This window comes from Aquabacterium sp. (assembly GCF_044226965.1).
GTDB lineage: Bacteria > Pseudomonadota > Gammaproteobacteria > Burkholderiales > Burkholderiaceae_C > Pseudaquabacterium.
Window position 1 is genome coordinate 64,364 of the sequence record NZ_JBGAGA010000008.1, and the last position, 25,999, is coordinate 90,362.

19 protein-coding genes and 2 pseudogenes are annotated in these 25,999 nt (G+C 70.4%); 15 read left to right on the plus strand and 6 right to left on the minus strand.

Annotated features, from left to right (window positions below; all coding sequences use genetic code 11):
* The first annotated feature begins 110 nt into the window (after positions 1 to 110).
* The 6 genes and pseudogenes from xseB to ACILR4_RS05650 all read left to right on the plus strand — a co-directional run bounded on the left by xseB (position 111) and on the right by ACILR4_RS05650 (position 6,165).
* Positions 111 to 359, plus strand: coding sequence for an exodeoxyribonuclease VII small subunit (gene xseB, locus ACILR4_RS05625; protein ID WP_395699855.1), 249 nt, complete (start codon positions 111 to 113; stop codon positions 357 to 359).
* Positions 356 to 1,243 carry a polyprenyl synthetase family protein gene (locus ACILR4_RS05630; RefSeq protein WP_395699856.1) on the plus strand — a complete coding sequence of 296 codons (888 nt, stop codon included), beginning with the start codon at positions 356 to 358 and terminating at the stop codon, positions 1,241 to 1,243. The genes xseB and ACILR4_RS05630 overlap by 4 nt, the downstream gene beginning before the upstream one ends.
* A gap of 10 nt (positions 1,244 to 1,253) precedes the next feature.
* Positions 1,254 to 3,167 (plus strand): 1-deoxy-D-xylulose-5-phosphate synthase, encoded by a 1,914-nt coding sequence (gene dxs / locus ACILR4_RS05635; RefSeq protein WP_395699857.1) that lies wholly within the window; start codon positions 1,254 to 1,256, stop codon positions 3,165 to 3,167.
* Positions 3,168 to 3,282: 115 nt separating this feature from the next.
* A pseudogene (locus ACILR4_RS05640) lies at positions 3,283 to 4,173 on the plus strand (transketolase C-terminal domain-containing protein); the annotation flags it as partial.
* A 120-nt stretch (positions 4,174 to 4,293) separates the two neighbouring features.
* A pseudogene (folE2, locus tag ACILR4_RS05645) lies at positions 4,294 to 4,908 on the plus strand (GTP cyclohydrolase FolE2); the annotation flags it as partial.
* A gap of 30 nt (positions 4,909 to 4,938) precedes the next feature.
* Positions 4,939 to 6,165, plus strand: coding sequence for an SUMF1/EgtB/PvdO family nonheme iron enzyme (locus ACILR4_RS05650; RefSeq protein WP_395699858.1), 1,227 nt, complete (start codon positions 4,939 to 4,941; stop codon positions 6,163 to 6,165).
* A 15-nt stretch (positions 6,166 to 6,180) separates the two neighbouring features.
* Here the strand turns inward: ACILR4_RS05650 and ACILR4_RS05655 are convergent, their stop codons facing one another.
* From ACILR4_RS05655 to ACILR4_RS05680, 6 genes are all read right to left on the minus strand, one after another.
* Entirely contained in the window at positions 6,181 to 6,813 is a 633-nt protein-coding gene (locus ACILR4_RS05655) for a response regulator (RefSeq protein ID WP_395699859.1), read from the minus strand.
* 206 nt (positions 6,814 to 7,019) lie between these two features.
* Positions 7,020 to 8,924 (minus strand): sigma-54-dependent Fis family transcriptional regulator, encoded by a 1,905-nt coding sequence (locus ACILR4_RS05660; protein WP_395699860.1) that lies wholly within the window; start codon positions 8,922 to 8,924, stop codon positions 7,020 to 7,022.
* Positions 8,925 to 8,988: 64 nt separating this feature from the next.
* A complete protein-coding gene (locus tag ACILR4_RS05665) occupies positions 8,989 to 12,162 on the minus strand; it encodes a GspE/PulE family protein (protein WP_395699861.1) in 3,174 nt (1,057 codons plus the stop codon).
* A gap of 107 nt (positions 12,163 to 12,269) precedes the next feature.
* The gene (locus ACILR4_RS05670) at positions 12,270 to 13,574 is read right to left on the minus strand and encodes a TRAP transporter large permease (RefSeq protein ID WP_395699862.1); all 1,305 of its coding nucleotides are present in this window, start codon (positions 13,572 to 13,574) and stop codon (positions 12,270 to 12,272) included.
* A complete protein-coding gene (locus ACILR4_RS05675; RefSeq protein WP_395699863.1) occupies positions 13,567 to 14,076 on the minus strand; it encodes a TRAP transporter small permease in 510 nt (169 codons plus the stop codon). The genes ACILR4_RS05670 and ACILR4_RS05675 overlap by 8 nt, the downstream gene beginning before the upstream one ends.
* A 19-nt stretch (positions 14,077 to 14,095) precedes the next feature.
* Positions 14,096 to 15,097, minus strand: a complete 1,002-nt coding sequence (locus ACILR4_RS05680) for a TRAP transporter substrate-binding protein (RefSeq protein WP_395699864.1) — start codon at positions 15,095 to 15,097, stop codon at positions 14,096 to 14,098.
* 17 nt (positions 15,098 to 15,114) lie between these two features.
* Between ACILR4_RS05680 and ACILR4_RS05685 the strand changes: the two genes are divergently transcribed.
* From ACILR4_RS05685 to ACILR4_RS05725, 9 genes are all read left to right on the plus strand, one after another.
* On the plus strand, positions 15,115 to 15,924 hold the full coding sequence (locus ACILR4_RS05685) for an aspartate/glutamate racemase family protein (protein WP_395699865.1): 810 nt from the start codon (positions 15,115 to 15,117) through the stop codon (positions 15,922 to 15,924).
* Positions 15,921 to 16,829 carry a LysR family transcriptional regulator gene (locus ACILR4_RS05690; RefSeq protein ID WP_395699866.1) on the plus strand — a complete coding sequence of 303 codons (909 nt, stop codon included), beginning with the start codon at positions 15,921 to 15,923 and terminating at the stop codon, positions 16,827 to 16,829. Before ACILR4_RS05685 ends, ACILR4_RS05690 begins: the two co-directional genes overlap by 4 nt.
* A gap of 154 nt (positions 16,830 to 16,983) precedes the next feature.
* Positions 16,984 to 17,769: a putative hydro-lyase gene (locus ACILR4_RS05695; protein WP_395699920.1), complete on the plus strand. Its 786-nt coding sequence runs from the start codon at positions 16,984 to 16,986 to the stop codon at positions 17,767 to 17,769.
* Positions 17,770 to 17,812: 43 nt separating this feature from the next.
* A complete protein-coding gene (locus ACILR4_RS05700; RefSeq protein WP_395699867.1) occupies positions 17,813 to 18,775 on the plus strand; it encodes a TRAP transporter substrate-binding protein in 963 nt (320 codons plus the stop codon).
* Between the two features lie 75 nt (positions 18,776 to 18,850).
* Positions 18,851 to 19,366, plus strand: a complete 516-nt coding sequence (locus ACILR4_RS05705; protein ID WP_395699868.1) for a TRAP transporter small permease — start codon at positions 18,851 to 18,853, stop codon at positions 19,364 to 19,366.
* A 36-nt stretch (positions 19,367 to 19,402) separates the two neighbouring features.
* Positions 19,403 to 20,695 carry a TRAP transporter large permease gene (locus ACILR4_RS05710; RefSeq protein WP_395699869.1) on the plus strand — a complete coding sequence of 431 codons (1,293 nt, stop codon included), beginning with the start codon at positions 19,403 to 19,405 and terminating at the stop codon, positions 20,693 to 20,695.
* Positions 20,696 to 20,738: 43 nt separating this feature from the next.
* Positions 20,739 to 21,719: a TRAP transporter substrate-binding protein gene (locus ACILR4_RS05715; protein ID WP_395699870.1), complete on the plus strand. Its 981-nt coding sequence runs from the start codon at positions 20,739 to 20,741 to the stop codon at positions 21,717 to 21,719.
* A gap of 6 nt (positions 21,720 to 21,725) precedes the next feature.
* Entirely contained in the window at positions 21,726 to 25,373 is a 3,648-nt protein-coding gene (locus tag ACILR4_RS05720) for a hydantoinase B/oxoprolinase family protein (RefSeq protein ID WP_395699871.1), read from the plus strand.
* 61 nt (positions 25,374 to 25,434) lie between these two features.
* On the plus strand, positions 25,435 to 25,995 hold the full coding sequence (locus ACILR4_RS05725) for a hypothetical protein (protein ID WP_395699872.1): 561 nt from the start codon (positions 25,435 to 25,437) through the stop codon (positions 25,993 to 25,995).
* Positions 25,996 to 25,999 lie beyond the last annotated feature (4 nt).

The window sequence follows — 25,999 nt, forward strand, 5'->3', positions numbered from 1 at the left end:
TGACAAGAACGGCCACCCGAGCGAGTGGCCGAAGGCGGGAGTGTACCCGCGGGGTCGGTTGGCAACGGGCGTGCGCGACTAAAATCGTGCGCTTGCCCTCGAACCGCCTCATGCCCGCATCCCCTCCTTCCGCGGCTGCCGCCACAGCGGCCGAGCCCGCCCGCTACGAAGACGCGCTGGCCGAACTCGAACGCCTGGTGCAGGCGATGGAGAGCGGACAGATGCCGCTGGATGGCCTGCTCGACAACTACCGGCGCGGCGCCGAGCTGCTGGCCTTCTGCCGCGAGCGGCTGCAGGCGGTGGAGGCCCAGGTGAAGGTGCTCGAAGAGGGGCAGCTGAAGGATTGGGCGCCGGAATGAGCTTCTCGGCCTGGATGCGCGACGCACTGCTGCAGGTGGAGCAGGCGCTCGAACGCTGGGTGCCGGCCGACGCGCCGGCAGGCCTGGGCGAGGCCATGCGCTACGGCGTGCTCGACGGCGGCAAGCGCCTGCGGCCGCTGCTGGTGCGGGCGGCCTGCGAAGCGGTGCAGGGCGATGCCGCGGCGGCGCTGCATGCTGCGGTGGCGGTTGAATTGATCCATGCGTATTCGCTGGTGCACGACGACATGCCCTGCATGGACAACGACGTGCTGCGACGTGGCAAGCCCACCGTGCATGTGCGCTTTGGCGAAGCCGGCGCCATGCTGGCCGGCGACGCGATGCAGGCGCTGGCCTTCGAGGTGCTGACACCCGAGGACGGCAGCGTCGACCCGGCCCTGCAGGCGCGGCTGTGTGCGCTGCTGTCGCGTGCCGCGGGCCACGCCGGCATGGCCGGCGGCCAGGCCATCGACCTGGCCAACACCGGCAAGCCGCTGGACGAAGCCCAGCTGCGCGACATGCACCACCGCAAGACCGGTGCGCTGCTCGAGGCCAGCGTGCTGATGGGCGCGGCCTGCGGGCCCACCACGCCGGCCGGCTGGGCCGCGCTGTCGCGCTATGGCGCCGCGATCGGACTGGCCTTCCAGGTGGTGGACGACATCCTCGACGTGACCCAGGCCTCGGACAAGCTCGGCAAGACCGCCGGCAAGGACCAGCACCTGAACAAGCCGACCTACGTCTCGGTGCTCGGCCTCGAGGCCGCACGCACGGAAGCCCGGGCGCTGCGCCGCACGGCGCACGAGGCGCTGGCCGCCAGCGGCCTGGCCGCCGAGCGTTGCGAACACCTGCGCCAGCTGGCCGACCTCGTCGTCGACCGCGAACACTGATTGGCCCGCCATGAGCACTGCGCTGCTAGACACCATCCACAGCCCGGCCGACCTGCGCCGCCTGCCGCAGGCCGACCTGCGCAAGCTGGCCGCCGAGCTGCGCGAGTTCCTGCTCGCCAGCGTCAGCAAGACCGGGGGCCACCTGTCGTCCAACCTGGGCACGGTGGAGCTGACGATTGCGCTGCACTACGTCTTCAACACGCCCTACGACCGCCTGGTCTGGGACGTGGGCCACCAGACCTACCCGCACAAGATCCTCACCGGCCGCAAGGACCGCATGGGCACGCTGCGCCAGCTGGGCGGCCTGTCGGGCTTCCCGCGCCGCGACGAGAGCGAGTACGACACCTTCGGCACCGCACACTCGTCCACCTCGATCTCCGCAGCCATCGGCATGGCCCATGCCGCCCGGGTGAAGGGCGAGAACCGCCGCGCGGTGGCGGTGATCGGCGACGGCGCGCTCACCGGCGGCATGGCCTTCGAGGCGCTGAACCATGGCGGCGCCACCGAGGGTGCAGGCCCGGCCGACGTGCTGGTGATCCTGAACGACAACGACATGTCGATTTCGCCGCCGGTCGGCGCGCTGAACAAGCACCTGGCGCGGCTGATGAGCGGCAGCTTCTACGACAAGGCGCGCGAAGGCGCCAAGAGCGTGCTGAAGGGCACGCCGCTGTACGAGTTCGCCAAGCGCTTCGAGGAGCACACCAAGGGCATGGTGGTGCCCGGCACCATCTTCGAGGAGCTGGGCTTCACCTACGTCGGCCCGATCGATGGCCACGACCTCGACGCGCTGATCCCGACGCTGGAGAACCTGCGCGACAAGAAGGGCCCGCGCTTCCTGCACGTGGTCACCAAGAAAGGCTACGGCTACAAGCTGGCCGAGGCCGACCCGGTGAACTACCACGGGCCGAGCAAGTTCGACCCGGCCGTGGGCCTGACCAAGCCGACCACGCCGCCGAAGCCCACCTTCACGCAGGTGTTCGGCCAGTGGCTGTGCGACATGGCGGCGGCCGACGAGCGGTTGATCGGCATCACGCCGGCGATGCGCGAGGGCTCGGGCCTGGTCGAGTTCGAGCAGCGCTTCCCGAAGCGCTACCACGATGTCGGCATTGCCGAGCAGCACGCGGTCACCTTCGCCGCCGGCCTGGCCTGCGAAGGCCTGAAGCCGGTGCTGGCGATCTACTCCACCTTCCTGCAGCGCGGCTACGACCAGCTGATCCACGACGTGGCGATCCAGAACCTGCCGGTGGTGTTCGCGCTCGACCGTGCCGGCATCGTCGGTGCCGATGGTGCGACGCACTGCGGCGCCTTCGACATCGCCTACCTGCGCTGCATCCCGAACGTCAGCGTGCTGACCCCGGCCGACGAGGCCGAATGCCGCATGGCCCTGAGCACCGCCTTCGCGCAGAACCATCCGGTGGCGGTGCGCTACCCGCGCGGCGCCGGCGCCGGCCGGCAGCCCGAGGCGGGCCTGGCCACCTGGCCCTGGGCGCGCGGCGAGCTGCGCCGCCAGTCCGGCATCGGGCGCGGCCAAGGCCAGCGCATCGCGCTGCTGGCCTTCGGTACCGTGCTGTACCCGGCGCTCGAAGCTGCCGAGGCGCTGGATGCCACGGTGGCCAACATGCGTTTCGCCAAGCCGCTCGATGGTGCACTGGTGGCCGAGCTCGCGCGCAGCCACGACGCGCTGGTCACGATCGAGGAAGGCTGCATCGCCGGCGGCGCCGGCAGCGCGGTGGGCGAGCTGCTGCATGCGCTGGGTATCGAGACGCCGCTGCTGCAGCTGGGCCTGCCGGACCAGTTCACCGAGCATGGCGACCCGGCCAAGCTGCTGGCGATGCTGGGCCTGGACGCGCCGGGCATCGAGCAGTCGGTGCGCAAGCGCTTCGGCAGTCCGCTCAAACTCGTGAAGCCCGCGGTGAACGACTGATGCTGACGCCGCCGCGACAAGCCCCCGCCGCAGCGCGGCCCGACAATCGATGCGATGCTCCGGGCCCAGCGCGAGCCTGACACCCATGACCAACCTGACCGACGCCCTGCACATTCCCGNAATGCGCGAGGGCTCGGGCCTGGTCGAGTTCGAGCAGCGCTTCCCGAAGCGCTACCACGATGTCGGCATTGCCGAGCAGCACGCGGTCACCTTCGCCGCCGGCCTGGCCTGCGAAGGCCTGAAGCCGGTGCTGGCGATCTATTCCACCTTCCTGCAGCGTGGCTACGACCAGCTGATCCACGACGTGGCGATCCAGAACCTCCCGGTGGTGTTCGCGCTCGACCGTGCCGGCATTGTCGGTGCCGATGGTGCGACGCACTGCGGCGCCTTCGACATCGCCTACCTGCGCTGCATCCCGAACGTCAGCGTGCTGACGCCCGCCGACGAGGCCGAATGCCGCATGGCCCTGAGCACGGCCTTCGCGCAGAACCACCCGGTGGCGGTGCGCTACCCGCGCGGCGCCGGCGTCGGCCGGCAGCCCGAAGCGGGCCTGGCCACCTGGCCCTGGGCGCGCGCGGAGCTGCGCCGCCAGTCCGGCATCGGGCGCGGCCAAGGCCAGCGCATCGCGCTGCTGGCCTTCGGCACCGTGCTGTACCCGGCGCTCGAAGCGGCCGAGGCGCTGGATGCCACGGTGGTCAACATGCGCTTTGCCAAGCCGCTCGACGGCGCGCTGGTGGCCGAGCTCGCGCGCAGCCACGACGCGCTGGTCACGATCGAGGAAGGCTGCGTCGCCGGCGGTGCCGGCAGCGCGGTGGGCGAGCTGCTGCATTCGCTGGGCCTTGACACGCCGCTGCTGCAACTGGGCTTGCCGGACCAGTTCACCGAGCATGGTGACCCGGCCAAGCTGCTGGCGATGCTGGGCCTGGACGCGCCGGGCATCGAGCAGTCGGTGCGCAAGCGCTTCGGCAGTCCCCTGAAGCTCGTCAAGCCCGCGGTGAACGACTGATGCTGACGCCGCCGCGACAAGCCCCCGCCGCAGCGCGGCCCGACAATCGATGCGATGCTCCGGGCCCAGCGCGAGCCTGACACCCATGACCAACCTGACCGACGCCCTGCACATTCCCGCGAGCAGAAGGGCACGCACATGTCGCGCTTCGTCGCCTGGCTGGACACGCTGGAAGCGCCGATGGACGCGGCCATGCTGCGCCACGAGCTGGGCGTGATGCTCGACAAGCTGCATGCCGACACGGGGCGCATCGAGGCCCGCTTCGCGTTCTTCCTGCGCAAGCGCGCGCCCGTCTCGGGCGTGCAGAGCCTGCTCGATTACCAGGGCCGCTGGATCGCCGAGCGGCGCGCCGGCGTCACCTCGGTGTGGGCCGAGGTCGGCGTGCCGGTGAAGAGCCTGTGCCCGTGCTCGAAGGAGATCTCGGACTACGGCGCGCACAACCAGCGCTCGCTGGTGACGATCCGGGTCGAGCTGAAGGGCGCGATCGAGTGGCACGAGCTGGTGCGCTTCGCGGAAGACTCCGCCTCCAGCGAGATCTGGCCGATGCTCAAGCGCCAGGACGAGAAGTGGGTCACCGAGCGGGCCTACGAGAACCCGAAGTTCGTCGAAGACATGGTGCGCGATGTCGCGCTGCGGCTGAACGCCGACGGCCGCATCGGCCGCTACAGCGTCGATGTCGAGAACTTCGAATCCATCCACAACCACAGCGCCTTCGCGCGCATCGAACGCGCCTGAGCGGCGCGTGGCAGCGGCGCTGAAGCGACGATGAGCTCATCGTCGTTCGTGGCCGTCAACATCCACGACCCTGTCGCGATGCGGCAGGCCGACGCCGACGCGCTGTCGCTGGCGCTGATGGACGCGCGCAACCGCACCTTGCAGCGCCTGGCGGCCTTCGAGGGCGTGAGCTGGACCACGCCGCCGACCGAGCTCGACCCGCCGGCCTGGATCGCCGGGCAGGCCGCGCGCTTCCAGGAGTTCTGGATCACGCGCTTCGTGCAGCGCGGCCGCGGCGAGCAGGCCGATGCCAAGGCAGTGCGGCTGGCCTCGATCGACCCGGTGCTGGACTGGTGGCTGGACCCGCAGGCGGCCAGCCGCGCGCAGCGCTGGCAGGGCAGTGCGCCGGCGGCCGAGGCGATCCGCGACTACCTCGCGGCGACGCTGGACGACACGCTGGACCTGCTGGAGAAGTCCGATGCCAGCGATGCCGGGCTGTACTTCTTTCGCCTGGCCCTGCTGCACGAGGACCGCCTTGGCGAATCGCTCGCGGTGCTGGCGCAGACCCTGGGCGCACCGGCGGCCACGCCGGACCAGCGCTGGCCCGAGCTGCCTGCGCGCGGCCGGCGCGATGCGCTGTGGTTCCCGGCCCAGCGCGTGACGCTCGGCTCGCCGCCGGGCGGCCTGGTGCCCGACAACGAGCGCAACACGCACGAGGTGGCCTTGCCCGAGTTCGAGATCGACGCGCAGCCGGTGTGCTGGGCGCAGTACGCCGAGTTCGTCGACGACGGCGGCTACGACAACCCGGCCTGGTGGTCCGAGGTCGGCTGGCGCTGGCAACAGGCCCTGGGTCGGCGCGCGCCGCGGCATGTGGAGCAGCTGGCCGGAGGCGTGCTGCTGCGCCGCCAGGGCCGGCTGCAGCGCGTGCCGGGCGGCCAGGCGGCCGTGCACTTGAGCAGTTATGAAGCCGATGCCTGGTGCCGCTGGGCCGGCCGCCGGCTGCCCAGCGAGGGTGAGTGGACCCTGGCCTGCGGCGCAGCGGCGCGCGGCTTCGTGTGGGGCGACGTGCACGAGTGGGTGGCCGGCGTCGCGCGTGGCTACCCGGGCCACCGCAATGGCCCGGCGCGGCTGGACGTGCTGCCGCCCGAGCCCGGCTGGCGCACGCTGCGCGGCGGCAGCTGGCTCACGGTGCCGCGCCAGAAGCACCCGGCGGCGCGCCGCTTCCTGCCGCCCGAGCACGACGCGGCCTTCTGCGGCTTCCGCAGCTGCGCCCTCTGATCGGGCGCGGGCCGATCAGTCGTCCACCAGGCCTTCGCGCACCGCCAGTCGCACCAGGGCGGTGACGCCGCTGACGCCGAGCTTGGTCATGATGCGGCTGCGGTAGGTGTCCACCGTCTTCGGCGACAGGTGCAGCTCGGTGCCGATGGCCGAGCTGCTCATGCCGTTGACCACCATCGTGACGATCTGCCGCTCGCGCGGCGACAGGCTGGCGAAGGGATCGGCCGGCGCGTCGTCGGCCAGCGCCTGCAGCGCCAGCGCGGCCACCTGCGGGCCGAAGAAGCGGCGGCCGACGGCCACGCTGTCGATGGCCTGCAGCAATTCGACGGCGCCCGAGTCCTTCAGCACATAGCCCGCCGCGCCCAGGCGCACCGCTTCGGCCACGTGCCGGGGCTGCGCCGACATCGTCAGCACGATGGCGCGCACCGGGGACTCGCGCCGCTTCAATTCCTGCAGCACCTCGAAGCCGGAGCGCTCGCCCAGGCCCAGGTCGAGCAGCATCACCTCGGCCTGGCGCTGCTGCGCTTCGACCACCGCCTGGGTCGGGTCGCTGCCCTGGCCGACCACGTCGTGGCCGGCGGATTGGAGCAGGGCCTGCAGACCGTCGCGCAACAACAGCTGGTCGTCGACCAGGTAGATGCGCGTCATGGATCAGTCCTTGCGCATGAAAAAAGCCGCGGGCCGGCACCCGGCGGTCGCCGGTTGGTACTGCGGGTACTGCAACGGGCTGGACGCACCATGGCCTTCGAACTCCCTGCGACGGCATTGACAGCCGCTATGACCGACAAGATACCAAATCGCCGGCCCACCCGACATGTTGCAACAAAAAACTGGGCCCCTCGCGGGCCCGTGAATCAAGCCTTGTTGCGCCAGCGCAGCTTGCGGTAGAGGGTGTTGCGGCTGATGCCCAGGGCCTTGGCTGCGGCACTGATGTTGCCGCCGGCGGCGGCCAGCGCGCGCTGCATTGCGGCGAGCTGCTGGGCATCGAGCGGGGCGTCGGGCGCGGCCGGCGGCGGGGCGCCCGCCCCGGCCGCGGCCTGCACCAGGGCGTCGGGCAGGTGTTCGCAGCCCAGCAGCGAAGCCTCGCCGGCCAGCGCGGCAGCGGTGCGCAGCACGTTCTTCAGCTCGCGTACGTTGCCCGGCCAGGGGTGGCGCTGCAGCAGCGCCATCGCCTCGGGCGCGATCTGCCAACCGCGCGCTGCCAGCGGCAGCTCGTTCAGCAGCGCCAGCGCCAGCGCCGGCAGGTCGCTGCGCTCACGCAGCGGCGGCAGCTGCAGGCTCAGGCCCTGCAGCTGGTAGTACAGGTCTTCGCGCAGCGTCTGCTGCTGCAGCGCCCGGGCCAGTGGCACGCGGCTGGCGCACACCACGGTCAGCGGGTGGCTGCGCAGATGCTGCAGCAACCTGGCCTGCAAAGTGAGCGGCAGCGCCTGCGGCTGGTTCAGCAGCAGCGTGCCGCCGGCGGCGCGCTGCAGCGCCTCGGCCAGCTGCGCTTCGGCGGTTTCCGCCGCGGTGGTGCTGCCGTCGAAGGCGACGAAGCGGTGCGCGGCGCGCGCGGAGTCCTGGTGCAGCGCCTGCGCCAGCCGCGCCTGGCCGGTGCCGTGCTCGCCGACCAGCTGCACTGGCACGCCGGCGTCGCGCACGCGGCGCAGCTGGTCGACCAGGCGTTCGAAGGCAGCATCGCCGCAGCACAGCGCCGCCAGCGCACTGCGGCGACGGGCCGGCGGCGCGGGCGCCGGGCTCGGCACCACGGCGGCGGGCGCTGCGGCAACGGGCGCTGCGGCGGCCGGCACGACGGCCTCGACCAGCGGTGCCCACATCGGGCCGTTGAAGCGCGCATGCAGGTGGAATACCTGGCCGTCGGCGGTGTGCACCGCCAGCGGCAGCGCCAGTGGCGAGCGGAAGCGGTCGACCAGCGCATCGACGCGCAGATCGAACAGCGACTGCAACGTCTGCTGCCGCAGTGCCGCGCCGGCCAGGCCCAGCTGCTCGAGCGCGCCGCGGTTGGCGCCGCTGATGCGGCCGTCGGCCTCGACCGCGAGGATGCCTTCCTGCAGCGTGCCGATGCATTCGACGCGGCGGTGGAAATGCAGCCGCAGGCCATGGCGCCAGTCGTCGCTGAGCCAGTGGTTCTCGATCATGCGCGCCGACATCTTCACCAGCGCCATCGTGTGCTGGTGGTAGCTGCGGTGGTCGCCGGACACGTCGAGCACGCCCAGCACGTTGCCGCGCGGGTCGAGGATGGGCGCGGCCGAGCAGGTGAGGAAATGGTTGGCGTGCAGGAAGTGCTCGTCGGCATGCACCAGCGTCGGCTGCTCGGAGACCAGCGCGGTGCCCACGGCGTTGGTGCCCTTGCCGGCCTCAGACCAGTCGGCGCCCGGTGCCAGCGCCACGCGGGCGGCGCGGGAGAGGAAATCGTCGTCGCCGATCGACAGCAGGATGGTGCCGCTGGCATCGGTGAGCGCGACCATGCTGTGGGTGTTGACGATCTGCTCGTGCAGCAGCTCCATCACCGGCGCGGCATGCAGGTGCAGGCGCAGGTTGCGCTCGCGGCGCAGCAGCAGCTCGTTGGCGGGCACGCGCGCATGGTCGGGGGATTCGATGCGCGAAAGGCCCAGCGCCAGGCAGCGTTCGTGGGAGCGGTCGATCTCGGCGGTGTGCGCGCTGTCGAGCTTCAGCGCGGCGGCGATCGGCCGCGGGACGATGGCCGTGCCGCGTCTCGGGTCGCGTGAATGTCCGCTGTGGTGGAAGGGCCCGCGCACGCTGTTCCTTGGGTTGCCCGGGGCGGGGATGCCCGGCGCGGATTGTCTCAGCTTCCGCCTGGGCTCAGGCGTTGCTGGTGGCGCGCACTTCCTCGATGGTCGTCAGTCCGGCCAGCACCTTCTCGATGCCGTCCTGCCGCAGCGTGCGCAGGCCCTCGGCGACGGCGGCCTGCTGCAGCTCGGCGCTGCGCGCATGGGTCTGGATCAGGTGCCGCATCTCGCGGTTCACCAGCAGCAGCTCGTGCAGGCCCAGCCGGCCGTTGAAGCCGGTGTCGGCGCAGTGCCGGCAGCCGCGCGCAGCATGGTGCTGCAGCACGCCGTGCCGGCCGTGGCGGTGGCGCCAGTCGGCCAGCGTGGCCTCGCGCGCGGGGCGCCCCGGCGCGTCGCCGAAGCCGGACAGCCAGTCGTCCAGCAGCGCGTCGACCTCGGCCTCGGTGGCGGGCCGCGTGCTGACGCAGTGGCGGCACAGCCGGCGCACCAGGCGCTGGGCCAGCACCGCCAGCAGCGAGTCGGCGAAGCCGAAGGGGTCCAGCCCCATGTCGAGCAGCCGCGTCACGGTCTCGGTGGCGCTGTTGGTGTGCAGGGTCGACAGCACGAGGTGGCCGGTCAGCGAAGCCTCCACCGCCATCTGCGCGGTTTCGGGGTCGCGGATCTCGCCCACCATCACCACGTCGGGGTCGGCGCGCAGGAAGGCGCGCAGCGCCTTCGCGAAGGTCCAGTCGATGCGCGGGTTCACCTGCACCTGGCGCAGGCCCTTCTGCGTGATTTCGACCGGGTCCTCGGCGGTCCAGATCTTGCGCTCGGGGGTGTTGATGTGGGCCAGCGCCGCATGCAGCGTGGTGGTCTTGCCGCTGCCGGTGGGGCCGACGCACAGCACCAGGCCGTAGGGCCGCTCGACCACCTCCTTCAGCGCGCGCAGCACCGCGGGTGCCAGGCCCATGTCGTCCAGCGGCAGCGCGCGGGCCGAGGCCAGCAGGCGCAGCACCACGTCCTCGTGGTTGTTGGCGGTGGGGATCGTCGCGACGCGCAGCTCCAGCGTCTGGCCCTGCATGAAGCGGCCGAAGCTGATCTTGCCGTCCTGCGGCTTGCGACGCTCGGAGATGTCGAGGTCGCACATGATCTTCAGCCGCGCGACCAGCGCCGTGCGGTAGCCCGGCGGCAGTTCGAGGTAGGGCTTCAGGCGCCCATCGCGGCGGAAGCGGATGCGCACCTTCTCGGGCGCCGGCGGGCATTCGATGTGGATGTCCGAGACGCCGGCCTGCTGCGCTTCGAGGATCATCGTGTTGATCAGCCGCACCAGCGAGTTGTCGCTCTGCTCGATCACCGGTCCGTCGTCGCGCGCGGGTTCGCCAGCGAGCTGCAGCTCCAGGCTGGCCAGCAGCTGGTTGGCACTTTCCGGCTCGTGATCGTTCGCCGCGGCCGCCAGTTCGGCCGTCGGCTGCAGCGCGTCGAAGCCCAGGCGCTGGTACACGCGCTCGATCGCCGGCGCCAAGGTGCCGGCGCGCGCCAGCACCGGCACCACCTTGGCCTGGGCATTGAACTCGATCTCGTCGATCAGCATGCGCGCCGACGGGTCTTCCAGCGCCACCACCAGCCGGCCGCCGCGCATCATCAGCGGCAGCGCGGGCAGGCGCCGGGCCACCGCCTGCGGCAGGCGCAGTGCGGCTTCGTTCTCGACCGGGAACTCGCCGGCGTCGACGAACCGGACGCGCAGCTCCAGCGTCTGGCCCTGCATGAAGCGGCCGAAGCTGATCTTGCCGTCCTGCGGCTTGCGACGCTCGGAGATGTCGAGGTCGCACATGATCTTCAGCCGCGCGACCAGCGCCGTGCGGTAGCCCGGCGGCAATTCGAGGTAGGGCTTCAGCCTGCCGTCGCGGCGGAAGCGGATGCGCACCTTCTCGGGCGCCGGCGGGCATTCGATGTGGATGTCGGATACACCGGCCTGCTGCGCCTCGAGGATCATCGTGTTGATCAGCCGCACCAGCGAGTTGTCGCTCTGCTCGATCACCGGTCCGTCGTCGCGCGCGGGTTCGCCGGCCAGCTGCAGCTCCAGGCTGGCCAGCAGCTGGTTGGCACTTTCCGGCTCGTGATCGTTCGCCGCGGCGGCCAGCTCGGCCGTCGGCGGCAGCGCGTCGAAGCCCAGGCGCTGGTACACGCGCTCGATCGCTGGCGCCAGCGTGCCGGCGCGCGCCAGCACCGGCACCACCTTGGCCTGGGCATTGAACTCGATCTCGTCGATCAGCATCCGCGCCGACGGGTCTTCCAGCGCCACCACCAGCCGGCCGCCGCGCATCATCAGCGGCAGCGCGGGCAGGCGCCGGGCCACCGCCTGCGGCAGGCGCAGTGCGGCTTCGTTCTCGACCGGGAACTCGCCGGCGTCGACGACCGGATAGCCCATCTTGCGGGCCAGCGCGGTCTGCAGGTCGTCGCGCGTGACCACGCCGCGCTGCACCAGCAGCTCGCCCAGCGGCAGCTTGCGGTCCTGCGTCTGCTGCTGCAGCGCGTCGCCCAGTTCGGCCTCGTCGATGAAGCCCAGCGCCAGCAGCGCTTCGCCGATGCGCACCATCGGCATCCTGGCCTGCTGCTCGATGGCCTCGACCAGCTGCTCGGGCGCGACGATGCGCTGCGTCAGCAGGATGTCGCCCAGGCGCCGCTGGCGCAGGCCCTGCTGCTCGGCGGCCACCGCATCCAGCGTGTCCACGCTCACCGCCTGCTGGGCCAGCAGCAGCTCGCCCACGCGCGGGCCGATCTCCACGCCGGCCAGCGCCTCGCGCGGGTAGAAGCTGCGCAGCACCGCGCCGCTGTCGTCGGCAGGTGGGAACAGGAAGTGGCCGAGCGCATGCTCGACCTGGCCCAGCGTCTCGATCTGCGCTTCGCCGCCATTGGCATAGCGCAGCCGGCAGGGGCTGGCCACCGCGGCGCCCAGCAGGTCGGCCGCCGAGCCGGGCGCGGCATGTTCCAGCGGCGCCAGCGGCCGCAGCAGCGTGAGGCGGCGCACCTGCGCCAGCTTCAGCGGCAGGGTGCCGCGGGCCGGTGGCACCAGCAGGTGGGCGATGCCGGTGTCTGCATCGAAGCGCACCAGCTGGCCGCGCGTGACGCGGCCGTTCGGGCCTTCGATCTCGCAGGGCTCCGCTTCCCGCTGCACCTGCGGCGAGGCGAAGCTGGCATACGGCGGTGTCGGCCATGCGAAGGGCAAGCCTCGTGTGGACACCAGCGGCGGCAGCGAAAGGTCGGACATGCGGTCTTTGCGGGGACAGGGCGCCCCGGTGTCCGATGCTAGGCCGCCGGCCCCGCGCCGAAGCGCCGAAAAACGCCGCGCGGCGCAGCCTTATCGGGCCGCGGGCCTCAAGGCCCCGTCATGCTGCGCGGCAGCACCGTGACGATCTGCGGGAAGAACCAGATCAGCAGCACGGCCGCCACCATCAGGAAGAAGAAGGGCAAGGTGACGCGGGCGATCCAGCCGATCTCGCGCCTGGTCATGCCCTGCAGCACGAACAGGTTGAAGCCCACCGGCGGCGTGATCTGCGCCATCTCGACCACCAGCACGATGAAGATGCCGAACCACAGCAGGTCGATGCCGGCCTTCTGCACCGTGGGCAGGATCACGCCCATCGTCAGCACCACCATCGAGATGCCGTCGAGGAAGCATCCGAGGATGGCGTAGAACACCGTCAGCACCAGCACCAGGCCGAACGGGCTCAGGCCCAGCGTGGCGATCCATTCGGCCAGGTGGCGCGGCAGACCGATGTAGCCCATCGACAGCGTGAGGAACGAGGCACCGGCGAGGATCAGCGCGATCATGCAGTACAGCCGCGTGCCGCCCATCAGCGCCTCGCGGAAGGTGGCCCAGCTCAATGAGCCCTGCAGCGCCGACAGTACCAGCGAACCCAGCACGCCCACCGCCGCGGCCTCGGTGGCGGTGGCCAGGCCGCTGTAGATCGAGCCCAGCACCGCGGTGATCAGCAGCACCACCGGGATCAGGTGGCGCGATTCGTGCAGCTTCTCGCGCAGCGTCATGCGCGCATCGGCCGGCGGCACGCGGTCGGGGTTCAGCAGGCCCCAGACCACCAGGTAGCCGGAGAACAGGCCGGCCAGCATGATGCCGGGCACGACGCCGGCCATGAACAACTGCGCGATCGAGACGTCGGCGCTGACGCCGTAGACGATCATGATGATCGAGGGCGGGATCAGCAGGCCCAGCGTGCCGGCGCCGGCGAGCGAGCCGACGGTGATGTCTGCCGGGTAGCCGCGGCGCGTCAGCTCGGGCAGCGACATCTTGCCGATGGTCGCGCAGGTGGCCGCGCTGGAGCCCGACACCGCGGCGAAGATCGCGCAGCCGATCACGTTGGTGTGCAGCAGCCGGCCGGGCAGCCACTGCATCCAGGGTGCCAGGCCCTTGAACATGTCCTGCGACAGCCGGGTGCGGAACAGGATCTCGCCCATCCAGATGAACAGCGGCAGCGCCGTCAGCGTCCAGCTCGAGGCCGAGCCCCAGATCGTGAGCGCCATCGCATCGCCGGCCGGCCGGCTGCTGAACAGCTGCATGCCGATCCAGGCCACGCCCGAGAGCGTGAGGCCGATCCACACGCCGCTGGCGAGGATCAGGAACAGCGCTGCGATCAGCAGCGTGGTGATCGCCAGGTCACTCATTGTGCAGGGCCTCCTCGCTGCTGATCTGCACGCGCTGGCCGCGCAACTCGAGCACGAAGTCGTCGAGCAGCGCGATCAGCAGCACGACCGCGCCGAGCGCCATCGACAGCTGCGGCAGCCACAGCGGCGTGGCGTCGCTGCCGGTGGAGACGTCGTTGAACTCGTGCGATTGCCAGGCCAGCCGCACGCTGTACCACGCGAACAGTCCGGCCAGCAGCACGCCGGCCAGCAGGGTCCAGACTTCCAGTCCGCGGCGCCAGCGCGGGCCGACCGCCTGCAGCAGCAGCGTCACGCGGATGTGCTCGCCGCGCTTGAGCGTGTGGGCCAGCGAAAGAAAGCCGCTGGCTGCCAGCAGGTAGCCGGCGTAGCCGTCGAGCCCGGTGAGGTTGAAGCCGAACTGGCGGCCGGCCACCGAGGCCAGGATGGCCACCAGCAGTCCGACCATTGCCAGTGCGGCCAGCGCGGCACAGCCGTCGTAGACGGCATCGAGCAGGCGACGCATCGCGTGGGGCCGCGCCGCGTCAGTTCTTCGGCGCGGGCATCGCGGCCTGCGCCTTCTTGTAGGCCTGCACCACCGCGACGTTCTCGGCCCCGGCAGTCTTTTCCCAGTCCGCCAGCATGATGTCGCCCACCTGCTTCAGGTCGGCCTTGAGCTTGGCGTGCGGCCGATGGATCGTCATGCCCTTCTCGGTCAGCGCATTCTTGTACCAGTCGTTCTTCTCCTGGCTGATCTTCCAGCCGCGCAGCTCGGCGTCGGCGGCGGCCTTCAGCACCGCGTCCTGCGTCGGCTTGTCCAGCGCGTCGAAGGCCTTCTTGTTCACGAGCACCGCGTTCTTCGGCAGCCAGGCCTGGGTGTCGTACCAGTTCTTGATGTGCTCGTAGGTCTTGCTGTCGTAGCCGGTGGAGCCCGAGGACATGTAGCTCTCGACCACGCCGGTGGCCAGTGCCTGCGAGAGCTCGGCGGCCTGGATGGTGACCGGCTGCGCGCCGATCAGTTCGGCGATCTTCGCGGTGGCAGGGCTGTAGGCGCGCCACTTGATGCCGCGCATGTCGGCCACCGAGTTGATCAGCTTCTTGGTGTAGATGCCCTGCGGCGGCCAGGGCACCGAGAACAGCAGTTTCATGCCCTGCGTGCCCAACTGCTTGTCCAGCACCGGACGCTGCGCGTCGTACAGCAACTTGGCCTCGGCATACGAGCTGGCGAGGAAGGGAATGCCGTCCAGCGCGTAGATCGGCGCCTCGTTGGCGAAGTTGGCCAGCAGCACCTCGCCGATCTGGGCCTGGCCGCCTTGGACAGCGCGCTTGATCTCGTTGGCCTTGAACAACGAGGCGTTGGCATGCACCTGGATCTTCAGCTTGCCACCGGTCGCCTTGTCGACATCGGCCGCGAACTGCGCCAGGTTCTCGGTGTGGAAGTTGTTGGCCGGGTAGGCCGCGGGCAGGTCCCACTTGGTCTGGGCATGGGCTGCCAGCGTGGTGGTCAGGGCACCCAGCAGGGCGGCGGCCATCGATCGAAAGCGCATGAAGTTCTCCGTGTCGCGTGTCAGCCCCCGAGAATAGCGGCGCAAGCACTGTGGCTTCCATGGGGATTGATCCGAACACCAAGCAATCGGCCGGCCAGGCCGCCACGGCCGCTGGCGGCCCACCGCCCGCAGGGCGGCTGGGAGTGCTGATGCTCGACACGCGCTTTCCGCGCTGGCCCGGCGACATCGGCTGCGACGCCGGTTTCCGCATGCCGCCGCTACGCCAGGTGGTCGGCGGCGCGATGCCGCGCGAAGTGGTGACCGATGCGGCGCAGTTCGCCGCATCGGCCTGGGCGCAGCGGTTCGCCCAGGCGGCACGCTGTCTGCAGGACGCTGGGGCCAGCGCCATCACCACCAGCTGCGGCTTCCTGGTGCTGCTGCAGCATGCTTTGCAGGCGGCCGTGCAGGTGCCTCTGGTGAGCTCGGCGCTGCTGCAATTGCCGGCGTTGCTGGCCGAGGAGCCGCAGGTCGGTGTCCTGACCATCGATGGCGCATCCCTGGGTCCCGCACATCTGCGGGCTGCCGGTGTCGCCGAGGCCGACCTGTCCCGGGTGGTGATTGGCGGCCTGCCGCCCGACGGTGCATTTGCCGCGCCGATCCTGCAGGACTCGCCGCAACGCGACCGCGCCGCGGCCCAGGTCGACCTGCTGCGGGCCGCGCTGGCCCTGCGCCAGCGTGCCCCCGCATTGCGTCGGGTGGTGCTCGAATGCACCAACATGCCGCCCCACGCGGCCGCTCTGGTCGCTGCCACCGGCTGGCGCGTGTACGGTCTGGCCGATGATCCCAGGCTGGCGCCCTACGTCGACGCGCCGGAGAAGACGGCATGAACCTGCGCTTCGTCGAGGCCTACTACTGGGCGGTATCGCTCAAGAGCGTGACGCGGGCGGCCGAGAAGCTGTTCATCACGCAGTCGGCGCTGTCGGCGCGCATCGCCGCGCTGGAGGAGGAGCTCGGCGTGATGCTGCTGGACCGGCGCGACAAGCAGTTCCGCGTCACCGTGGTCGGTACCCGCTTCTACAACTATGCCCAGCGCCTGCTCGAGCTGCAGCGCCAGATCAAGGCCGAGATGGGTTCCGACCAGCTGCGCGCCTCGATGCTGCGCATCGGCGCCATCGAGTCGGTGGTGCACAGCTGGCTGGGCGACTGGCTGCAGCAGATGCGCGCCGACCAGCCGGGGTTCGAGCTCGAGCTGACGGTGGAAACCACGCCGCTGCTCACCGAGCACGTGCGGCGCGGCACGCTGGACCTGGTCTTCGCCGCGTTGCCGTCGTCGGGCGAAGGGGTACGCACGCGGGCCTTGGCGCCGATGGAGATGGTGTTCGTCGGCCATGCGCTGCTGCATCCGCGCAAGCGCTACTCGCTGGCCGACCTGGCCCGCTTCGACCTGCTCACCTTCCAGCGCGGCTCGCAGCCGCATCTGGCACTGCTCGATGCCTTCCGCCAGGAAGGCGTGGAGCCGCCGCGGGTGCATGCGATCTCGTCGATCTCGGCGATGGTGCAATTGGTGGAGGGTGGCTTCGGCATTGCCACCCTGCCGCGCCTGGTGGCCGAGCGCATGGCACAAAGGCAGCCGGTGCGGGTGCTCAACACCGTGGCATTGTTGGCACCGCTGCCGCTGCACGTGAGCTACCGCGACGATCCGACCTCCACCGTGACGCTGGCTGCCCTCGAAGCGGCGGCTGCTTTCGCCGGGCTGCGCAAGCGCGCCTCATCGAAGAAATCGATCAGCTGAGCAAAAGATTTTGCGTTAGCGCCCGCAGGGGCCGATGCCCACAATCGCCCTCCATGCCGGTCCCGATGGTGTGGGCCGGGGAGAACGCAACGTGGCTGACCGGTTCCCGCCCTCCAGTTCCAACAGCGCGCAGCAGGCGGAAGGCCGGCCCGCGCTGCATGCGGGAAGCAGCGGCCTTGCCGTGCGCCAGGCGGCCCGCGACGGCCGGCTGAGCGGCCACACCAGCGGACTCGCGACCCGGCAGGTGCAGGGCAACGTGGTGATCCTGCCGGCCGATGTGGCCGATGAATTCCTGCGTTATTGCCAACGCAACTCGAAGCCCTGCCCGGTGCTGGGCATGTCGGAACCCGGCGACCCGCACCTGCCCGTGCTGGGCGCCGACCTGGACATCCGCACCGACGTGCCGCGCTACCGCGTCTGGCGCGAAGGTGAGCTGGTGGCCGAGCCGACCGACGTGCGGGACCTGTGGCGCGACGATCTGGTGGCCTTCGTGCTGGGCTGCTCGTTCAGCTTCGAGCAGGCGCTGCTGGACGACGGCATGCAGCTGCGCCACATCGACCAAGGCCGCAATGTCGCGATGTACCGCACCAACGTGGCCACCGTGCCGGCGGGGCGCTTCCACGGGCCGATGGTGGTATCGATGCGCCCGCTGCGCGCCGCCGACGCGATTCGCGCCACGCAGATCACCTCGCGCTTCCCGCAGGTGCACGGCGCGCCGGTGCACATCGGCGATCCGGCCCTGATCGGCATTGCCGACCTCGCCCGGCCGGACTACGGCGACGCGGTGCAGGTGATGGCCGACGAGCTGCCGGTGTTCTGGGCCTGTGGCGTCACCCCGCAGGCCGCGTTGGCGGCCGCGCGGCCGCCGTTCTGCATCACGCATGCACCCGGCGCGATGCTGGTGACCGACCTGCTCAACCAGCAGCTGGCTTCCTTCTGATCCCCCTTGCCCTTCCGCCCATCCTGAACAGGAGACTCTCGACATGAAGACCAAGATCCTCGCCATTGCCGGCATGCTGCTGGCCGCCGGCGCCCAGGCCCAGACCAAGTGGGACCTGCCCTCCGGCTACGGTACCAACACCTTCCAGGTCCAGAACCTGCAATGGTTTGCCGACGAGGTGGACAAGGTCACCAAGGGCAAGCTCAAGATCACGCTGCATCCGGGCGCCTCGCTGTTCAAGGCCAACGAGATCAAGCGCGCGGTGCAGACCGGTCAGGTGCAGGCGGGCGAGTTCATCCTGTCCGGCGCGGCCAACGAGAACCCGCTGTTCGGCATCGATTCGATCCCGTTCCTCGCCACCAGCTATGCCGAGGCCAAGAAGCTCGACGGCATCTCGAACCCGGCGCTGGAGAAGCTGCTCGCTTCGCAGGGCATGAAGCTGCTCTACACGGTGGCCTGGCCGCCGCAGGGGCTGTACTCGATCAAGCCGGTCACCTCGATGTCGGACTTGAAGGGCACCAAGATGCGCGCCTACAACCCGGCCACCACGCGCATTGCCGAATACGTCGGTGCGCAGCCGGTCACGATCCAGCTGGCCGAACTGCCGCAGGGCCTGGCCACCGGCACGGTGCAGAACTTCCTCACCTCCAGCGCGTCGGGCGTGGACAGCAAGCTGTACGAGCACGTCAAGTACTTCTATGACGTCAATGCCTGGCTGCCGCGCAACGCGGTGGTGGTGAACCAGAAGGCCTTCGAGGCGCTCGACAAGGCGACGCAGGATGCGCTGCTGAAGGTGGCCGCCGAGGCCGGCCCGCGCGGCTGGAAGGTCAGCGAGCAGAAGGACGCCGAGTACCTGAAGGAACTCGCTGCCAAGGGCATGACGGTGGACACCACCAGCGACAGCCTGAAGCGCGAGCTCAAGCTGATCGGCGGGCGCATGACGACCGAGTGGCTGAAGTCCGCCGGCGACGACGGCAAGGCCGTGATCGAGGCCTTCCGCAAGTAAGCCCGGCCGCGGGCGCCGCGCGGCGCCCGACGGGCCGGCAGGGGGTCGGCCCGATCCAGACTCCAGGAGACAACGATGAAGAACGCGTTGACGCGGTTCTATGCCCTGCTGTGCGCGCTCTCCGCGCTGTCGATGGTGGCCACCTTCGTCGTGGTGATGCTCGGCATCATCGGACGCGAGACCGACTGGTTCAACCTGCGCGGGCTGGATGCCTACGCCGGCTACTCGATTGCCGCCGCGCTGTTCCTGGCGCTGCCCGAGACGCTGCGCCGTGGCGACCACATCCGCGTGACGCTGCTGCTGCAGCGCCTGCCCGAGCGCGCCCGCCGGCTGATGGAGTTTTGGTGCCTGGGCGCCGGCGTCGCGCTGGCCCTGTACCTGGCCTGGTACGCCTGCCGCCTGGTGTGGGTCTCGATGAGCACGCACGACATCTCGCCGAGCTCGGATGCCACGCCGATGTGGATTCCGCAGATCGCGATGGCGCTGGGCTGCATCGGCCTGGCGGTCGCGCTGGCCCAGGCCCTGTTCAGCCACCTGCGCGGGGACGAGTTCTACCAGCCCATCAGCGGCGAAGCGGCTCACGTCGAATGACGGCGCCATCCACGCAACCGATAACACGCAATCAACATGGATATCTTCATTGCCGGCCTGCTCATCGTGCTGATGATCGTCGTGCTCGGCTCGGGCCTGTGGATCGGGCTGTCGCTGCTGGGCGTCGCGCTGTTCGCGATGGAATTCTTCAGCAGCCGCCCGGTCGGCGACAGCATGGTCTTCACGATCTGGGGCTCCACCTCGAGCTGGACGCTGACGGCGCTGCCGCTGTTCCTGTGGATGGGCGAGATCCTGTTCCGCTCGCGACTGACCGCCGACATGTTCAAGGGCCTGGCGCCGTGGCTGAACCGGCTGCCCGGCCGGCTGCTGCATGCCAACGTCATCGGCTGCGGCATCTTCGCGGCGGTGTCGGGCTCGAGCGCCGCCACCTGCGCCACCATCGGCAAGATCACGCTGCCGGAGCTGAAGAAGCGCGGCTACCCTGACGACATCTCGATGGGCTCGCTGGCCGGCGCCGGCACCTTCGGGCTGCTGATCCCGCCTTCGATCATCATGATCGTCTACGCGGTGGCGGCCGACGTCTCGATCGCCAAGCTGTTCGTGGCCGGCGTGATCCCGGGCGTGATGCTGATGGCCATCTTCTCCGTCTACATCGCGATCTGGGCGCTGCGCAACAAGGACAAGGTGCCGGCGGCCGACGCCGACATGAGCTTCAGCCAGAAGCTCTATGCCGGGCGCCACCTGATCCCCATCGTCTCGCTGATCGCGCTGGTGATCGGCGCCATCTACAGCGGCGTGGCCACTGCCACCGAATCGGCCGCGATGGGCGTGGCCGGGGCGCTGGCGCTCAGTGCCATCGAGCGCTCGCTGACCTGGGCCTCGTTCAAGGAAGGGCTGTACGCCGCCTGCCGGGTGTACTGCATGATCGGCCTGATCCTGGCGGGCGCCGCCTTCCTCACGCTGGCCATGGGCTTCATCGGCCTGCCGCGCGAGGTGGCGCTGTTCATCGGCGGGCTGCACCTGTCGCAGTTCTGGCTGCTGATGCTGCTGATGGCGTTCTTCATCCTGCTCGGCTGCTTCCTCGACGGCATCTCGATGGTGGTGCTGACGATGGCGGTGCTGCTGCCCACGGTGCAGGCCGCGCACATCGACCTGATCTGGTTCGGCGTCTTCATCGTGCTGGTGGTCGAGATGGCGCAGATCACGCCGCCGGTGGGCTTCAACCTCTTCGTGCTGCAGGGCCTGACCAAGCGCGAGCTGCCCGAACTGGCCCGCATGGCGCTGCCGTTCTTCATGCTGCTGGTGTTGGCCGTGCTGCTGATCTATGCCTTCCCGCAGATCGTGCTCATCGGGCCCAGCCTGATGTAGGCCCCGCCTGCAGTTGCCTGCCTTCCACGGACCGGAGATCGCGATGATTCGACGTCGGCACCTGGGACTGATGCTCGCGGGCACCGCCTGCAGCGTCGCGGCGAACGCGGCAGGCACCACCTGGCGCCTGGCCACCGGCTACCGGGCCGATTCGCTGCACGGGCTGAACCTGCAGCAGATGGCCGACGAGGTGGCACAGGCCACCGCCGGGGGCCTTCGCATCCGCCTGCAGGCCGAGGGCAGCCTGATTCCGCTAACACGTATGTTGGGCGGCCTGCAGGCCGGTGAGGCCGAGGCCGGCGAGGCCATCATGACCGGGCTGGTGAAGGAGATTCCGCTGGCCGGTGCCGACAGCGTGCCCTTCATCGTGCGCAGCTATGCCGACGCACGGCGGCTGTGGCGCCACCAGCGGCCGCTGATCGAGAAGCACCTGGCGGCGCGTGGCCTGCGCGTGCTGATGGCCGTGCCCTGGCCGCCGCAGGGCCTGTTCTCGCAGAAGCCGATTGCCGGTGTCGGCGACCTGCGGGGCCAGGCCATGCGCACCTACAACAGCACCACCGTGCGCATCGCCGAGCTGATGCAGGCGCGGCCGGTGGACGTGCCGATGATCCAGGTCGGCCAGGCGCTGGCCGAGGGGCGCCTGAATGCGATGATCACTTCCGCCGTCACCGGGGTGGAAAGCCGCGTCTGGACCGGCCTGAAGTATTTCTATCCAATCAACGCCTGGTTCCCGAAGAACCTGCTGATGGTGCGCCAGTCCGCCTACGACCAGCTCGATGCCGAGACGCAAGCCCGCCTGATGCAGGCCGCCGGCGCTGCGGAGGCGCGCGGCTGGCAGGCCAGCGAGCGCGCGGCCAGCGAATCGGTCGACACCTTGCGCAGCAACGGCATGCACGTCGAGGCCGTCGGCCCCGAATTCGCCCAGGCCTTGCGCCGCATGGGCGAGAAACTTTCGCTCGAATGGGTCCGCCAGGTCGGCCCCGAAGCGAACCAGATGTTCATTTCATACTTCACCAACAGCTGAGGCTCCATGCACACCCCCACCCAACCGCGCTGGCAGTTCTGGATCGATCGCGGCGGTACCTTCACCGACATCGTCGGCCGCCGGCCCGACGGCACGCTGACCACCGCCAAGCTGCTGAGCGAGAACCCCGAGCAGTACCGCGACGCCGCGGTCGAGGGCATCCGCCGACTGCTGGGGCTGAAGGCCGGCGAGCCGATCACGCCCGAGCGGGTCGAGTGCGTGAAGATGGGCACCACCGTTGCCACCAATGCGCTGCTGGAGCGCAAGGGCGACCGCACGCTGCTGGTCATCACCAAGGGCTTCCGTGACGCGCTGCGCATCGCCTACCAGGCGCGGCCGCGGCTGTTCGACCGCCACATCGTGCTGCCCGAACTGCTGTACGAGCAGGTGATCGAGGCGCAGGAACGCGTCGGCGCCAAGGGCGAGCTGATCCAGGGCCTGGAGACTTCCTCGCTGCGGCGCGCGCTGCAGGCGTCCTACGACAGCGGCATCCGCTCCTGCGCGATCGTCTTCATGCACGGCGACCGCTACCCGGCGCACGAGACCGCGGCCGCGGCCATCGCGCGCGAGATCGGCTTCACGCAGATCAGCACCTCCCACGAGGTGAGCCCGCTGATGAAGCTGGTGTCGCGCGGCGACACCACGGTGGTCGACGCCTACCTGTCGCCGATCCTGCGCCGCTATGTCGAGCAGGTGTCGAGCCAGATGCCCGGCGTGCGGCTGTTCTTCATGCAGAGCTCGGGTGGCCTCACCGAGGCGCAGCGCTTCCAGGGCAAGGACGCGATTCTGTCCGGCCCGGCCGGCGGCATCGTCGGCATGGTGCGCACCGCGCAGGCCGCGGGCCACGACAAGGTCATCGGCTTCGACATGGGTGGCACCTCGACCGACGTGTCCCACTTCGCCGGCGAGTTCGAGCGCGCGTTCGAGACCCAGGTGGCCGGCGTGCGCATGCGTGCGCCGATGATGAGCATCCACACCGTGGCCGCCGGCGGCGGCTCGATCATCAGCTTCGACGGCGCGCGGCTGCGCGTCGGGCCGGAATCGGCGGGCGCCAACCCCGGCCCGGCCTGCTACCGCCGCGGCGGCCCGCTGGCGGTGACCGATGCGAACGTGATGCTGGGCAAGATCCAGCCGGCCCATTTCCCCAAGGTGTTCGGGCCCGCGGCCGACCAGGCGCTGGACCGCGATGCGGTGGTGGCCGGCTTCAGCGCGCTGGCCGCGCGCATGACGGCGGCCACCGGCAAGCCCACCTCGCCCGAGGCCGTGGCCGCCGGCGCGCTGCAGATCGCGGTGGCCAGCATGGCCAATGCCATCAAGCGCATCTCGGTGGCGCGCGGCTACGACGTCACCAATTACACGCTGCAGTGCTTCGGCGGCGCGGGCGGCCAGCATGCCTGCCTGGTGGCCGATGCGCTGGGCATGCAGCGTGTGCTGGTGCATCCGCTGGCCGGCGTGCTGTCGGCCTACGGCATGGGCCTGGCCGACCAGATCGCGATGCGCGAGTCCTCGCTCGAGCAGCCGCTCGATGCCGGCGGCCTGCAGGTCGCGCGCGAGCGCATCGACGCGCTCGGCGCCTCGGCGGTGGCCGAGGTGGCCGCGCAGGGCGTGCCGGCCGAGCGCATCACGCGGCGCGAGCGCCTGCACCTGCGCTACGAAGGGACCGACACCACGCTGCAGGTCGCGATGGCCGATGCCGCGCAGGCCAAGGCCGAGTTCGAGGCCGGCTACCGCCAGCGCTTCGCCTTCCTGATGCCTGACCGCAAGCTGGTGATCGAGGCGGTGTCGGTCGAGGCCATCGGCGCCGGCGAGCACATGCCGGAAGAGGCCACGCGCAGCTTCAGCGTCTCGCAGCGGCCCGCGCCGCTGGCCACCGTGCAGATGTTCAGCGCGCCGGACGACGGCGGCGCCGACACCTGGCGCGAGGCCGGCCTGTTCCAGCGCGAGGCCCTGCCGGCCGGCTCGATCATCGACGGCCCGGCGGTGATCGCCGAACGCAATGCCACCACGGTGGTCGAGCCCGGCTGGCAGGCGCAGCTGGGCGACGACGGTTCGCTGGCGCTGCACCGCATCCGCGCCCGCGCGGTGGCGCATGCCATCGGCACCGAGGCCGACCCGGTGATGCTGGAGGTGTTCAACAACCTGTTCATGAACATCGCCGAGCAGATGGGCCTGCGGCTTCAGAACACCGCCTACTCGGTGAACATCAAGGAGCGGCTGGACTTCTCCTGCGCGCTGTTCGACGCGCAGGGCCAGCTGATCGCCAATGCGCCGCACATGCCGGTGCACCTGGGCTCCATGAGCGAATCGATCAAGACCGTGATCGAGCGCAACCCGGCCATGCACCAGGGCGACGTCTACGTGCTGAACGACCCGTACCACGGCGGCACGCACCTGCCGGACGTCACCGTGGTCACACCGGTGTACCTCGAGCGCAGCGACGCGAAGCCGAGCTTCTTCGTCGCCAGCCGCGGCCACCATGGCGACATCGGCGGCATCACGCCGGGCTCGGTGCCGCCGTTCTCGCGCACGATCGAGGAAGAGGGCGTGCTGCTCGACAACTTCCTGCTGGTGCGCGACGGCCAGCTGCGCCAGCAGGCGCTGCGCGACGCGCTGGCTTCGGGCCCCTGGCCGGCGCGCAATCCGGACCAGACGATTGCCGACCTGCGGGCGCAGATCGCCGCCAACGAGAAGGGCGTGCAGGAGCTGCGCGCGATGGTCGACCAGTTCGGCCGCACCACCGTGGCGGCCTACATGCAGCATGTGCAGGACAACGCCGAGGAGTCGGTGCGCCGCGTGATCACCGCGCTGACCAGCGCGATGGGCGATGGCCGCTTCACGCTGCCGCTGGACAACGGCGCGCAGATCGCGGTGAAGGTCTCGGTCGACAGCGCCAGCCGCTCCGCCACCATCGATTTCACCGGCACCAGCGAGCAGTTGCCGAACAACTTCAACGCGCCCAAGGCGGTGACGATGGCGGCGGTGCTGTACGTCTTCCGCACGCTGGTGGACGACGAGATCCCGCTGAACGCCGGCTGCCTGAAGCCGCTGCACGTGATCGTGCCCGAGGGCTGCATGCTCAATCCGCGCGCGCCGGCCGCGGTGGTGGCCGGCAATGTCGAGACCTCGTCCTGCGTCACCAACGCGCTGTACGGCGCGCTGAACGTGATGGCCGCGAGCCAGTGCACGATGAACAACTTCACCTTCGGCGACGACGAGCGGCAGTACTACGAAACCATCTCCGGCGGCTCCGGCGCCGGACCCGGCTTCGACGGCTGCGCGGTGGTGCAGACGCACATGACCAACTCGCGGCTCACCGACCCCGAGGTGCTGGAGTTCCGCTACCCCGTGCGGCTGGACAGCTACGAGATCCGCCGCGGCTCGGGCGGTGCCGGCCGCTGGCGCGGCGGCGATGGCGGGATCCGCCGCGTGCGCTTCCTGCAGCCGATGACGGCCTCTATCCTCAGCAACGGCCGCAGTGCCGGCGCGTTCGGGCTGGCCGGCGGGCAGGCCGGGGCGCCGGGCGTCAACCGGGTCGAGCGCGCCAACGGCCGCACCGAGGCCCTGGGCCACATCGGCTCGGTCGAGATGCAGCCGGGCGACGTGTTCGTGATCGAGACCCCGGGCGGCGGCGGCTGGGGTACGCCGGCCGGTTGAGCCCAGGCGGCCGAAGCGCCGCCGGCCAGTGCAGAGGGAGACTCCGTTGGGAGTGGTCGCCATGTCACCACGATGCATTGCCGAACAGCGGGTGAGTGCCTTCTGCCGCGCCAAGGACGGCAACCGCCCGCACCTGATGGGCCAGGCCTTCGCCGAGGATGCCTGGCTCGAAACCGTGGTCGACGGCGAGTGCGCGCACTCATCCTCGCTGGCCCAGGGCCGCGAGGCGATCACTCGCGCGCTGGTGCGGCATTTCGGCCGCCACTACGAGAACGTCTACACCTTCTGCCTGCAGCGGCCCGGCGCCGACTGGGTCAGCCCGGAGTTCTCGTGCGACTGGCTGACCGGCATGTCGTCCAAGGACAGCGGCCAGCTGCGCATCGCCTGCGGCCGCTACGACTGGCGCTTCCAGCAGGAGCTGCCGTTCCGCGTGCAGGGCCTGAAGGTGACGATCATGCGCAGCACCGTGCTGCCGCCCAGCGCGCTGGCGCCGGTGACCGACTGGCTCGACGGCCTGCCTTACCCCTGGTGCCCGGCCGCGATGGCCGTCGGCACGGCGCCGGCCCTGGCCGGCCTGCAGCCGGTGCTGGCCCGGCTGCACCCTGCGATGATGGCCGCATGACCGT

Coding starts and splice junctions, on each gene's coding strand:
- ACILR4_RS05690 (WP_395699866.1), top strand. CDS start 15,921: ATGAACCTGCGCTTCGTCGAGGCCTACTACTGGGCGGTATCGCTCAAG.
- ACILR4_RS05675 (WP_395699863.1), bottom strand. CDS start 14,076: ATGCGTCGCCTGCTCGATGCCGTCTACGACGGCTGTGCCGCGCTGGCC.
- ACILR4_RS05670 (WP_395699862.1), bottom strand. CDS start 13,574: ATGAGTGACCTGGCGATCACCACGCTGCTGATCGCAGCGCTGTTCCTG.
- ACILR4_RS05630 (WP_395699856.1), top strand. CDS start 356: ATGAGCTTCTCGGCCTGGATGCGCGACGCACTGCTGCAGGTGGAGCAG.
- ACILR4_RS05725 (WP_395699872.1), top strand. CDS start 25,435: ATGTCACCACGATGCATTGCCGAACAGCGGGTGAGTGCCTTCTGCCGC.
- ACILR4_RS05650 (WP_395699858.1), top strand. CDS start 4,939: ATGAGCTCATCGTCGTTCGTGGCCGTCAACATCCACGACCCTGTCGCG.
- dxs (WP_395699857.1), top strand. CDS start 1,254: ATGAGCACTGCGCTGCTAGACACCATCCACAGCCCGGCCGACCTGCGC.
- ACILR4_RS05665 (WP_395699861.1), bottom strand. CDS start 12,162: ATGTCCGACCTTTCGCTGCCGCCGCTGGTGTCCACACGAGGCTTGCCC.
- ACILR4_RS05710 (WP_395699869.1), top strand. CDS start 19,403: ATGGATATCTTCATTGCCGGCCTGCTCATCGTGCTGATGATCGTCGTG.
- ACILR4_RS05720 (WP_395699871.1), top strand. CDS start 21,726: ATGCACACCCCCACCCAACCGCGCTGGCAGTTCTGGATCGATCGCGGC.
- ACILR4_RS05705 (WP_395699868.1), top strand. CDS start 18,851: ATGAAGAACGCGTTGACGCGGTTCTATGCCCTGCTGTGCGCGCTCTCC.
- ACILR4_RS05700 (WP_395699867.1), top strand. CDS start 17,813: ATGAAGACCAAGATCCTCGCCATTGCCGGCATGCTGCTGGCCGCCGGC.
- ACILR4_RS05715 (WP_395699870.1), top strand. CDS start 20,739: ATGATTCGACGTCGGCACCTGGGACTGATGCTCGCGGGCACCGCCTGC.
- ACILR4_RS05680 (WP_395699864.1), bottom strand. CDS start 15,097: ATGCGCTTTCGATCGATGGCCGCCGCCCTGCTGGGTGCCCTGACCACC.
- xseB (WP_395699855.1), top strand. CDS start 111: ATGCCCGCATCCCCTCCTTCCGCGGCTGCCGCCACAGCGGCCGAGCCC.
- ACILR4_RS05655 (WP_395699859.1), bottom strand. CDS start 6,813: ATGACGCGCATCTACCTGGTCGACGACCAGCTGTTGTTGCGCGACGGT.